Source organism: Streptomyces tagetis (assembly GCF_018069565.1).
Classification (GTDB): Bacteria; Actinomycetota; Actinomycetes; order Streptomycetales; family Streptomycetaceae; genus Streptomyces; species Streptomyces tagetis.
This window is the reverse complement of record NZ_JAGPNL010000001.1, coordinates 1,029,453-1,040,835: the sequence shown is the minus strand read 5'-3', so window position 1 is coordinate 1,040,835 and position 11,383 is coordinate 1,029,453. Positions and strand designations below refer to the sequence as shown.

At 73.8% G+C, this 11,383-nt stretch carries 11 protein-coding genes; 7 read left to right on the top strand and 4 right to left on the bottom strand.

Features of this window, described 5'->3' with window-relative positions:
• Nucleotide 1: 1 nt before the first annotated feature.
• Entirely contained in the window at nt 2–2,683 is a 2,682-nt protein-coding gene (locus tag J5Y05_RS04420) for an ATP-binding protein (RefSeq protein WP_210868402.1), read from the bottom strand.
• Between the two features lie 383 nt (nt 2,684–3,066).
• Here J5Y05_RS04420 and J5Y05_RS04415 point away from each other — a divergent pair, with 383 nt between their 5' ends.
• On the top strand, nt 3,067–4,008 hold the full coding sequence (locus J5Y05_RS04415; protein ID WP_210868401.1) for a DUF2510 domain-containing protein: 942 nt from the start codon (nt 3,067–3,069) through the stop codon (nt 4,006–4,008).
• A gap of 7 nt (nt 4,009–4,015) precedes the next feature.
• Here J5Y05_RS04415 and J5Y05_RS04410 read toward each other — a convergent pair whose 3' ends face one another.
• The gene (locus tag J5Y05_RS04410; protein ID WP_210868400.1) at nt 4,016–4,471 is read right to left on the bottom strand and encodes an ATP-binding protein; all 456 of its coding nucleotides are present in this window, start codon (nt 4,469–4,471) and stop codon (nt 4,016–4,018) included.
• Nucleotides 4,472–4,628: 157 nt separating this feature from the next.
• Here J5Y05_RS04410 and J5Y05_RS04405 point away from each other — a divergent pair, with 157 nt between their 5' ends.
• The 3 genes from J5Y05_RS04405 to J5Y05_RS04395 are packed head-to-tail and all read left to right on the top strand — an operon-like array spanning nt 4,629 to nt 5,930.
• Nucleotides 4,629–5,483, top strand: a complete 855-nt coding sequence (locus J5Y05_RS04405; RefSeq protein WP_210868399.1) for a helix-turn-helix domain-containing protein — start codon at nt 4,629–4,631, stop codon at nt 5,481–5,483.
• A 2-nt stretch (nt 5,484–5,485) separates the two neighbouring features.
• On the top strand, nt 5,486–5,683 hold the full coding sequence (locus J5Y05_RS04400; RefSeq protein ID WP_372450456.1) for a DUF397 domain-containing protein: 198 nt from the start codon (nt 5,486–5,488) through the stop codon (nt 5,681–5,683).
• Nucleotides 5,667–5,930 (top strand): hypothetical protein, encoded by a 264-nt coding sequence (locus tag J5Y05_RS04395; protein ID WP_210868397.1) that lies wholly within the window; start codon nt 5,667–5,669, stop codon nt 5,928–5,930. The genes J5Y05_RS04400 and J5Y05_RS04395 overlap by 17 nt, the downstream gene beginning before the upstream one ends.
• Before the next feature lie 133 nt (nt 5,931–6,063).
• Here J5Y05_RS04395 and J5Y05_RS04390 read toward each other — a convergent pair whose 3' ends face one another.
• Nucleotides 6,064–6,675, bottom strand: a complete 612-nt coding sequence (locus tag J5Y05_RS04390; RefSeq protein ID WP_210868396.1) for a TetR/AcrR family transcriptional regulator — start codon at nt 6,673–6,675, stop codon at nt 6,064–6,066.
• Nucleotides 6,676–6,950: 275 nt separating this feature from the next.
• Between J5Y05_RS04390 and J5Y05_RS04385 the strand changes: the two genes are divergently transcribed.
• Genes J5Y05_RS04385 through J5Y05_RS04375 form a run of 3 tightly spaced genes read left to right on the top strand, consistent with a single transcriptional unit; the run spans nt 6,951 to nt 9,132 of the window.
• A complete protein-coding gene (locus tag J5Y05_RS04385; protein ID WP_210868395.1) occupies nt 6,951–8,021 on the top strand; it encodes a Rieske 2Fe-2S domain-containing protein in 1,071 nt (356 codons plus the stop codon).
• Entirely contained in the window at nt 8,018–8,200 is a 183-nt protein-coding gene (locus tag J5Y05_RS04380; RefSeq protein WP_210868394.1) for a hypothetical protein, read from the top strand. Before J5Y05_RS04385 ends, J5Y05_RS04380 begins: the two co-directional genes overlap by 4 nt.
• Nucleotides 8,197–9,132, top strand: coding sequence for a PDR/VanB family oxidoreductase (locus tag J5Y05_RS04375; protein ID WP_210868393.1), 936 nt, complete (start codon nt 8,197–8,199; stop codon nt 9,130–9,132). Before J5Y05_RS04380 ends, J5Y05_RS04375 begins: the two co-directional genes overlap by 4 nt.
• A 42-nt stretch (nt 9,133–9,174) precedes the next feature.
• On the opposite strand, the gene J5Y05_RS04370 is transcribed toward J5Y05_RS04375, so the two are convergent.
• Entirely contained in the window at nt 9,175–11,349 is a 2,175-nt protein-coding gene (locus J5Y05_RS04370) for a discoidin domain-containing protein (RefSeq protein ID WP_210868392.1), read from the bottom strand.
• Nucleotides 11,350–11,383: the final 34 nt, after the last annotated feature.

Genomic DNA, 11,383 nt, shown 5'->3' with positions numbered 1-11,383 from the left:
CTCAGCCGGGGACGCGGCCGGCCGCCAGTGCCTCGGCGGCACGCGCGGCCAGCCCGTCCGCCCCGCAGGAGCGGGCCAGCGCCAGTCCGCGCTCCAGTTCGGAGGCGGAGCGGGTGGCGATGCCGTACTCGACGCGCGCGGCGGCGTGCTCGTACTGGCAGGGGGAGGCTTCGAGGTAGGTCACCGCCTGGGCGGCGAGCCGGGCCGCGCGCTCGCCCGTCTCCAGGGCGGCGGCGCAGCGCAGGGCCTCTCCTATGGCGGTGTCGGTGCCGAAGCGTTCGGCCTGGCGGCGGGCGTCGGAGGCGAGCCGGGCGGCGCGCTCGGGGTCCTCGGCGGCGAGGGCCCTGGCGAGGTCGGTGGCCCAGGGGACGACGACGGGGTTGTGCCGGCCCCGGGAGGCGGCGGCCTTCTCGGCGGCCTCCAGTTCCGCGATGCCCTCCCGGGTGCGGCCGGTGGCCAGCAGCAGCCGGCCGCGTATGGAGCGGGGGTCGGGGAGCACGATGGTGGACGGGTAGGGCGGGGCGAAGCCGTACCGGCCGGCGAGCGACCACGCCTCGTCGACGTGGCCCCGGGCGAGCAGCGTGTCGATCAGGTTGCAGATGGCCGACCAGTACAACGGGAGCCCGCGGCCGACCAGTTCGGCGATGCGCAGCGATTCGCGCAGGGCGGCCTCGGCCTCCACGAGCCGTCCGCGGCGGCGGTGGCCGAGACCGACGTAGGCGTGGGCGAGGGCCAGGTGGCCGCCGTTCCATCCGGCGTTCTCGTAGGCGCGCAGCCCCTCGGTGAAGAGGGCCTCGGCGCGGTCGAGGCGGTCGCTGTAGGCGTAGGCGCTGGCGAGCATCAGGGGCAGTTCGATGCCCCACTCGGAGTCGGTCCAGCCGAGGCCGGGCGCGAGGCGGCCGTTGACGAGGGCGCGGTCGCAGACTTCGACGACCTCCTCGGCGTTCTCGCCGTGGCTCATGGCGTCGAAGCCGCGCAGGATGAGCAGGGCGCGTTCGGAGTTGTCGCGGCCGGTGCAGGTGGCGGCGAGGTCGGCGAGGCGGGCGGAGCGGTCGGGCGAGGAGGTCTCGCCCGCGTGGATGCCCTCCCACATGTACTGGACGGCCTGGAGCCACAGCCGCTTGGCCGGGTCCGTGTTGCGGGCGGCCTCGGCCTCGACGGTGCGGACGGCCTCTTCGAGCTGGTCGTTGTGGAGCAGGGCCTGCGAGAGGCGGAAGACGGCGTCGACGCGCTGGTCCGCGTCGAGGCCGGGCATGCCGAGGGCGGTGCGCAGGTGCTCGATGGTGGTGGCGGGCGCGGTGAGCAGGGTGGCGCAGCCGAGTTCGTAGAGGACGGGCGCGTGCAGGATGGCCGTGGGCGGTTCCTGGAGGGCGCGTTCGAGGCAGCGGCGGGCCGCGTCCGGGGCGCCGACGGCGAGGTGTTCGCGGGCGGCGGCGCGCAGTTGGGCGACGACGTCCTGGTCGTCCTCGGGGTGGACCTGGACGAGGTGGCGGGAGGCCGCAGCGGCGCCGAGGCCCCGGTCCGCGACGAGTTGGGCGGCGATGCCGTGCATGGCTCGGCACAGCGCCTCGGGGATGGAGTTGTAGACGGCGGTGGCGATCAGGGGGTGGACGAACTCCATCTCCCCCTCGGCGGGCCGTCCGGTGGCGGGGTCGGGGCCGGTCATGATGCGGGCGGTGCGCAGGAGTTCGGCGCAGCGCACGGCGTCGTCGCGGCGGAGGGTGGCGAGCGAGGCGACCATGTCGATGGTGATGCCGGTGCCGAGTATGGCGGCGGCCCAGGCGAACCGGGTGGCGTCGATGCCGAGTTGTTCCAGCCGGGCGACGATTCCGCCGCCCCGGGAGGAGCGGTTGAGGGCGCGCAGTTCGGCGGCGTGGGCCTCGACGGGGTCGAGTTCGCTGTCCTGGACCTTGGCGAGCAGTTCGACGGTCTCGTACGGGTTGCCGCCCGTGACGGCCCACACCTCGCGGCAGAAGGGGTCGTCGGCGTGGGCGCCGAGGGTGGCGCGGGTGAGGTCGGCGGTCGCGCGGGGCGTGAGGGCGCTGAGCGTGTCGAGGGCCCGGCCGGCGTCGGCGACGGCGTCGAGCAGGCGGGCGCTGTCGCCGCCGGTCTTCTCCGAGCGGCGGGCGAGGACCACGAGGACGGAGGTCTCCTCGATGCGCTCGGCGAGGGCGGCGAGCCACTGGAGGGTCTCCTGGTCGGCCCAGTGGACGTCGTCGATGATCAGCACGAGGGGGAACTCGCGGGCCGCGAGACGGCGGACGACGGCGACGAGGCCGGCGCAGACGCCCTGCGGGTCGGCCTGCCGGTCGCCGGGGTCCACTATGCCGAGGGCGGGGCCGGCGAGGTCGTACCAGTCGCCGAGGTACTCGCGGGCCTCCTCCGGCAGCATCGACACCAGGGCGGGCTGGAGCAGTTGGCGGACGACGTTGAAGGGGACCGAGCGCAGGGTCTCGCCGCCGCGGGCCCACCAGACGGTGCAGCCGCGGTCGAGGGCGATGCGGCGGGTCTCGGTGAGCAGGGCGGTCTTGCCGAGTCCGGCGGCGCCGCGCCACACCAGGAGACTGCCGGAGGACGATCGGCCCGCGCGCAGGGAGTCGACCGCCTCGGTGATGGCGGCGACCTCCGCGTCACGCTCCAACAGCGAGCCCGAGGGGGTTGCCGTGGGCCCTACCTCCGTCATCCCGCTACCTCCCCAAGTCGCCCGAACGACGTACAGGGAGTGAGCCTAGCCGCCCGGCGGCCCGCGTGGTGGACTGACCCGCGAGCAGTTGCCATGGCGGATGACATGCGGTAAAGCGGGGTTGGCGGGGCCGGACGAGGGGTGCGGACGGCTTTATCTGACGTGTCGTCACCTGACATCCAGTCAACAGGGGTTCGTACGGTCCGGGGCGTGCGCGCCGCCGCCGGCGGGCCGGCCGCGCGACCGGCCCACGATGTGCGGAAGCCTCCCCTCCGCGCGCCCCGGACGGCGGGCACGGCGGGCGGGCTCCGCGGGTGGCCGGAGGGCCGCGACACGGCCGGGCCTCTCATACGGCTTTCACCGACGCCTCATACGGTGGGCCCATGACGCAGGCGACTCCTCCCGGGTGGTACCCGGACCCCGGGCAGAAAAGTGACGGCCCCGCCACCGAGCGCTGGTGGGACGGCGAGGCGTGGACGGACCGGGTCCGCCCCGCGGGCCAGGGCGCGGCGTGGGTCCCGCCGGGGCAGCCCCCGGCGGGCGGCGCGGCGTACCCGGCCTACCCGGCGTATCCCACGCCCCCGGCGCGGCGGCGCGGGGTGCGGGCCGGGATAGCGGTCGCGGTGGCGGTGGCCGTCCTCGCCGGCCTCGGCACCGGCGTGTACGTGCTGACCCGCCCCGGCGAGGACCGTGCCTCCGCCACGCAGGACGGGCGGGGCCCCGGCCGCGAGGACCCGTTCGGCGGGCCGGGCGGGGGCGGCGGCTCCCCGGACGCGCCCGACTCGGCGCCGCCCACGGTGGACAGCGGCTCGGTGACGGACCGGGTCAGCGGCATCAGTCTGCCCGTCCCGGACGGCTGGCACGGCGAGTCGATGGCGGTCGGCGCGCAGGTGACGGCCGACGACTCCTACGACTGCCCCGGCGACACCTCCAAGACCTGCGTCAAGGGCGGCGCGTACTCGGCGCCCGCGCTGGTGCTGGGCACCCGGGGCGAGACGGCCGAGGAGATCGCCAAGGCGGACATCGAGGAGAACGCCGAGGAGTCCTACGGGTCCGCCTACGGCGGGATCGGCTCGCACGAGGAACTGGCCTCCGAGGCGGTGACGGTGGCCGGCCAGAAGGGCTGGCGGGTCCGCTGGAAGGCGGTCACCGGGAAGGGCTCCGACGGTTACGTGGAATCCCTCGCGTTCCCCTCGCCGAGCGCGCCGCAGCGCATCGTGGTGGTCCGCGTCGGCGTCGACGTCGACCAGGGCCAGGCCGTCTTCGACGACATCGCCAAGGGCATCCGCGCGGCCTCCGGCGGAGGAGACGGCCAGGACATCTGACCCCGGCCTAACCGGCGTCCGGCCCGACCTCGGCCCACACCGTCTTGCCGGGCCCGGCCGGCCGGTCCCGCACCCCCCACCGGTCGGCCAGCGCCGCGACGAGCACCAACCCCCGGCCCGCCTCCCCGAGCGGCGCCGGGGGCACGAGACGGTCGACCCCGGGCGGCCGGCACTCGCCCCTGCTGTCGGAGACCTCGATACGCAGCGGGACGTCCGGGGTGTGGACCAGGCACACCTCGAAGTCCCGTCCGGGTACCCGGCCGTGGGTCACGGCGTTGGCGGCCAGCTCGCCGACGATCACCGCGGCGGTGTCCGAGAGCGCGCTGCCGTGCGGGATGCCCCACACGTCGAGTTGGACGGCGACGAGGTGCCGGGCGAGCCGGGCGCCGAACGGGGTGGAGCTGAAGCGCTGCCTGAACATACGTACGGTAACCGGCGGTCGGGGCGCGGAAGGTGCGGTCATGTGGCCAATCTGACGCCCTCGGGCACCTCCTGACCAGGCAGGCACCGCGTACGCCGAAGCAGCGTACGCGGCCACGGACTGGACGGTACCGGTAACGGTGCGTGAGCATGGTCCTGGTCGATGCGTACGGCGAGGCGGGCGCGCGGGAGGTTCTTCGATGACGGCGGACGGCACAGTGGGGACGGGGACGGGCGGCGAGCCCGTCTGCTCGGACAGTCTGCGGACCTTCGGGGCGGTGGTCCAGGCGTTACGCGAGCACGCGGGGCTGAGCCGGGTGGAACTGGGCGAGCTGGTGCGCTACTCCCACCACACGGTGGCTTCCGTGGAGTTGGGCCGCCGCATGCCGGACCCGGCCTTCGTGGAGCGCGCGGAACAGGCCCTCGGCAACACGGGCGCGCTCCGCCGGGCGGCGGGCTTCCTCGCCCGGCAGCCGGGACTGGCCGCGTGGTTCCGCCAGTGGGCCCGGTTGGAGGCGGCGGCGATCAGCCTGTGCACGTACGAATGCCGGGTGGTGCCGGGCCTGTTGCAGACGGAGGCGTACGCGCGGGCGGTCTCGTTCAGCGTGCCGCCGCTTCCGGCCGAGGACGAGATGAACGCGCGGATCGCGGCGCGACTGGCCCGGCAGGAACTCCTGTCGACCGGCCGGAAACCGCCGACGGCGTTCAGCTTCATCCTGGAACAGGCGGTACTGGAACGGCACACCGGCGGCGACGAGGTCACGCGGGACCTGCTGGACCACCTGCTCGGCCTGCTGGACCGCCACTGGAACGTGGAGGTCCAGGTGATGCCGCTCCGACAACCGGTCCACGCGGGGCTGGACGGGCCGTTGCAACTGCTGGAAACGCCGGAGAACCAGTGGTTCGCGTACTCCGAAGGACAGGAAAACGGCCGTCTCCTGACCGGCCGGAAGGAGATCAGCATCCTCCATCAGCGGTATGCGAAACTGCGTTCGCAGGCCCTCACCCCCGAGGACACAAGGAGCCTGCTGGAGCGAATGCGAGGGGCGCTATGAGCATGTCCGAACTGGCTTGGTTCAAGAGCAGCTACAGCGGCTCGCAGGGCGACAGTTGCGTCGAGGTCGCCGTCTCGCGGGCGGACGCGGACACCGCACAGGCCGTCCACGTCCGCGACTCCAAGCACCAGCACGGCCCCCGGCTCGCCCTCACCCCCGCCGCCTGGCACGCCTTTCTCGGCCATGCCGTCCGTTCCTGAACCCGGCTCCCGGCGCCGGAGGGTAAGTGACCGGGACGTCGCCCGGCTGGTGCGGCGCGGGGAGGCGGAGCTTGCCGGTGATCCCGCCGCGGCGGAGCTGCGCCGGCGGGTCCGGGACCGGGAGAACGCCGAGCTGGACCGGGATCACCGGGCCCGGTCCGACTCCTCCGCCGTCGCCGGGTTCCTGGTCGGGCTGGTGTTCCTCGTCGTCTTCGTCGTCGGGACGATCCTCACCTTCGAGCGCTGACCGGCGTGCCGGGCGGCCGGGCGGGGTGCCTCCGCTCAAGGCGCCCCACCCGGCCGGTGCGCGCCGCCCCCGTCCCCACGGTGCGGCGCGAAAGGGCCACCGTCCGGTCATCCCGGGGACGGCGGCCCCGTTCTCAGGGGAGGCCGAGCGCCGGCAGGACGACGGCCTCCACGAAGCGGACCAGGTAGTCCGCGTCGGCGTACTCCCCCTCGACGACGGGCCGCATCCGCAGCACGCCGAAGAGCTGCGAGGGCACGAACTCCAGCGCCGGATGGCCGGCCGGCACCTCGCCCCGCTCGACCCCGCGCCGCAGGATCTCCCGCAGCGCGGCGATCTCCGGGTCGACGAACGCCTCGCGCAGCGCGCCCTTCAGCTCCTGGTCCCGCGTGACGGCGTGGCCCAGTCCCTGGAGGAGGGTGTCCTCGGCGGACCACTCCCCCGCGACCCGGGCCGCCTGGCGCAGGTCGTCGGCGAGCGAACCGGTGTCGATGCCCGCGAACCGCACCGGCCGGTGCGAGCGCAGCGCCGCCGCGACGAAGCGGGGCTTGGTCTTCCACTGCCGGTAGAGCGTGGACTTGCTGCACCGGGTGCTGGCGGCGATGCCCTCCATGGTGACGGCGTCGTACCCGCGGCGGCGGATCTGTTCGAGCACGGCGTCGAAGAACTCCTGCTCGCGCTCGGGCGTGAGCTTGGTGCGCCGTGCGGTGCCGGCCGTCTCCGGTCGGTCCACGGCTTGCGGCGCCATCCGCTGTGCTCCTCACGTCCTCGCCCGGCTCCGGCGCCCGCTCCCCGGCGGGCCACCCATCGATACGCCAGTGTACCGGTACACGAGCGTATCGGAACGAGGTCGTATCGATAACCGGCCGCGCGTCGGCTTCGCCCCCGCCCGCGCGGCCGTCCCGTGTGGAGGCTCCTCCGCAACCTTGTCCACGCTCACTTCCGCCCGGCGGAAGCCGCATTGCGCCGGTATGAGCCGCGTCACCAGCATGGCGCCACCACGAAGAGACGGGAGCCGTCACCATGGCGCACATCACGGAATTCGCCCGCAACCACTGGTACGTCGCCGCGTACGCGGAAGAGGTGGGACGGGAACTGCTGGGGCGGACGATCCTCGGAGAGCCCCTGATCCTCTACCGCTCCGAGGAGACCGGGGACCCGGTGGTCCTGCACGACCGGTGCGTGCACCGCCGCTTCCCGCTCTCCGAGGCGCCCACCCGCCTCGACGGCGACCGCGTCGTCTGCGGCTACCACGGGTTCACGTACGACACGAGCGGCGCCTGTGTGTACGTGCCCGGCCAGAAACGGGTCCCGCGCACCGCGCGGCTGGCCTCCTACCCCGTCGTCGAGCGGGACTCGCTGGTGTGGGTCTGGATCGGCGACCCGGCCCTCGCCGACCCGGAGGCCGTCCCGCGCGCCCGGCACCTGGGCTCCCCCGGCTGGGTCACCGTCCGCGGCATGGAGCCGATCGACGCCGACTACGGGCTGCTCGTCGACAACCTGCTCGACCTCTCCCACGAGACGTACCTGCACGGCGGCTACATCGGCACCCCGGAGGTCGCCGAGACGCCGATCACCACGGAGGTCGACGAGGGCGCCGGCATCGTCCGGGTGAGCCGGCACATGGAAGACGCGGAGTGCCCGCCCTTCTACGCCAGGACCACCGGCATCGAGGGCCGCATCTCGCGCTGGCAGGACATCGAGTACCACGCCCCCTGCCTGTACCTGCTGCACAGCCGGGTCGCCCCGGTCGGCGTGCTGCCCGAGGCCGACGGCAGCGACCCGAACGGCTTCCACACCGAGATCACGTACGCCATCACGCCGTCCGAGCCCGGCAAGGTCTACGACTTCTGGGCGGTCTCCCGCGACTGGGCGACCGAGGACGAGGAGGTCACCGAGTACCTCCGCAAGAACAACCACACGGTCGTCATGCAGGACGTGGTCGCCCTCAACCTGCTCCAGCGCACCCTGCGCACCGAGCGCGCCGGCTACCAGGAGCTGAGCATCAACATCGACACCGGCGGACTCGCCGCGCGCCGTATCCTCACCCGTCTGATCGAGGAGGGCGCCCGGCCCGTGGAGGCGGCCCGGTGACCGCGCCGTCGCGTCCCTCCCCCGGGGAGATCTACCGGATCGACTGGCTCCCGGGCACCGACGTACTGCACGGCACCTGCCACTGCGGCGCCGAGCACAGCGCCGACGACCCGGTCGTGATGTGGGAATGGATGCTCTCCCACCCGGACGGACACCGCCCCCGGGGAGAGGGCTCATGAGCGGGGACGAGACCGAACTCGTCGTCGCGGACCGGGAGACCGCGGCCGACGGCGTACTCGCCCTCACCCTGCGCGGGGTGCTGGACGAGCCGCTGCCCGCCTGGGAGCCCGGCGCCCACGTCGACCTGCTGCTCGGCCCGGACCTGGAGCGGCAGTACTCGCTCTGCGGCGACCCCGCCGACCGGCGAAGCTGGCGGATCGCCGTCCTGCGCGAGCGGGACGGGCGCGGCGGCTCGCGGTTCGTGCACGAGCGGCTGCGCCCCGGGGACAAGGTCCGGGTCCGGGGGCCACGCAACCACTTCCGGCTGGAGCCCGCCGCCCGCTACCGGTTCGTCGCCGGCGGCATCGGCATCACCCCGCTCCTGCCGATGGTGGCCGCCGCGGAGGCGGCGGGCGCCGAGTGGAGCCTGCTCTACGGCGGGCGCAGCCGGGGCTCCATGGCCTTCACCGGCGAACTGGAGCGGTGGGGCGAGCGGGTCACCGTGGCGCCCGAGGACGAGAGCGGGCGACTCGACCTCGCCCGCGTCCTGGACGACGTGCCGGAGGGCACCCTCGTCTACTGCTGCGGCCCGGGGCCGCTGCTGGACGCGGTCGAGGAGCGGTGCCCGGCCGGGGTGCTGCGCACCGAGCGGTTCCGGCCGAAGGCGGTGGAGACCGGGGCGGACACCGCGTTCGAGGTCGTCCTCGCCCGCAGCGGGACGACCGTCACCGTCGCGCCCGGCGTCTCCGTGCTGGACGCGGTCCGGTCCGCGGGCACCGAGGTGCTGTACTCCTGCGCGGAGGGCACCTGCGGCACCTGCGAGACCGAGGTGGTCGAGGGCGAGATCGACCACCGTGACTCGGTCCTGAACGAGGAGGAGCGGGCCGCCGGGGAGACGATGCTGATCTGCGTCTCCCGCTGCCGCGGCCCGCGGCTCGTACTGGACCTGTGACCCCCGGGCCGGCGCCCGCGACGGCGCCGGCCCGGTCCCGGATCAGGACAGGTACGCCTCCACCTCACTGAACTGGGCCGCCGGCCACCCGGTGTTGCCGGTGACGTGGAGCCGCAGGTGACGGACGGTGCCGTTCACCGGGATGGTGACGGTGTTCCCGCTCGCCGGGTCGAAGCGGTACTCCTTCGAGGCGACCAGCGTCGAGTACGCCGACCCGTCCGTGCTGCCCTGCACGGAGAGGGTCTGGGTGCGGGCCTGCCACACCGACTGCGGGGGCAGCTTCAGCACCAGCCGCCGTACCGGCTGGGCGGAGCCGAGGTCGACGGTGAGGGCCTGCGGGAAGGCGTTGTTGGCCGACTCCCAGTAGCTGTTGGCGTCCCCGTCGACCGCCTTGCCCGGGGTGTAGACGTCCTGGGAGCCGGTGGCGGTGGCCGGCCGGCCGAGGGCGAGGTTGCGGTCGGGGCCCGGGTCGGGGTTGCCCTGGCCGGGCTGGGGCCAGGTGGAGCAGTCCGACCAGGTGCTGTTCCAGCCGGAGTTGCCGCCGCCGTCGGTGAGGACGAAGGCGCCCGAGCCTGACGGGTAGGGGCAGTTGTAGATCCCGGCGGCGCCGACGCCGGTCGCGGTGACGTTGCGCAGGGTGGCGGCGCCCGGGGACTCGGCCTGGACGACGACGGTGCCGGTGGCGCGCACGGTCGCCCCGTCCACGGTGATGTTCTTCGCGGCGTACCCGCGCCCGCCGCCGGAGACGAACTCGAAGGCGCTGTACGGGCTGTCGGTGATCGTCGTGTTGGAGATGCGGACCTGCGCCTCGATGGCGCTGTCGTAGGAGTCGACGCGCAGCGCGCCCATGGGGTGGCTCCAGTTGGGGTTCATCGCCCCGGTGCGCACGAGGGTGTTGCCGTCGACGGTGATGGTGCCGGCCAGCGGCGAGAACGGGTCCAGGAACTTCTGGTTGGAGATGGCGATACCGCTGCCGAGCGCGTTGGTGTCGGAGATCAGGTTGCCGCGCACGGTGATGTCGGTGCCGCCGTAGATGGCGATGCCGTTGGCCAGGTTGGGCTGGCTGATGGTGTTGTTCTCGAAGCTGCTGGCGGTGTCCGGCGCGTACAGGGACCACATGGCGAGCGCGTCGTCGCCCTGGTTGCGCAGGAAGTTGTTGCGGACCTTCACGCCGCGGGCGTTGCCGTTGAGGTTGAGGCCGTCGGCGGTGGTGTCGAGGATGCGGTTGTCCTCGACGACGAGGTTGTCGTTGTTCCCGGTGAGCCAGAGGCCGACCTTGAGGTGCTGGAGCCACATGCCGGAGACGGAGGAGTTCGGGCCCAGGGTGCCGTTGACGAAGTTGTCCGGGCTGGAGTCGACGCGTTCGGTGACCTCGCCGATGACGGCGAAGTCCCGCAGGTGGACGTTGCCGGAGGAGGCGGACTGGTCGATGAAGCGGGAGCCGCGCACCACGGAGTGCCAGGCGCCGGCGCCCCGGACGGTGACGTTCTCCACGCCGCTGAGCGAGGAGGTGATGCGGAACTCGCCGGGCGGTATCCACACCGTGCCGCCCCGGGCGGCGGCGATGGCCTCCCGGAACGCCTGGGTGGAGTCGCCCTGGCCGCTGGGGTCGGCGCCCTTGTCGGTGACGGAGACGGCGCCGGAGGGCTTGCCGGTGGCCGCGGCGACCTGCTCGAAGTCGGCGACGTCCACGGTGACCTGGACGCCGGTGGCCTCCAGGGCGACGGTGTCGCCGGCACGGACGTCCTGCCCGAGCAGCGCGCGGGTGTTGTCGTAGAGGTGGTGGGTGCGGGAGCCGGCGATCCAGGGGGTGTCGACGTACGAGTACTTGGAGGTGACCGGGAGCGTCCTGGCCAGTCTCTGGCCGTTGACGTAGACGGCCAGGGTGCCGGACTGGCCGTCGGGGACGCTGTAGGCGACGGTGAGGGCGTTGGCGGCGCGCGGCGCGGTGAACTCGACGCGCTGTCCGGCGTTGAGGCGGACGGCCTGGCGTCCGGACGCCTCGGAGGCGAGGGTGCCCTGGGTGGTGTCGGGGCCGATGCGGGTGCCGGTGGTGGTGGCGGACTCGGCCTCGACGGAGGTGAAGGGGAGGGTGGCGCCCGCGGCGGCGTGGGCCGGGGCGGGGGCGAGGGCGACGAGGGTGCCGGCGGCGAGGGCCACCGCGGTGGCGAGGGCCGCGGGGCCCCGCCGGAGTGTTCCTGAACCGTGCGTGTGCATGTGCCGATCCCTTCGTGTGGGGGTGCGGGGACAG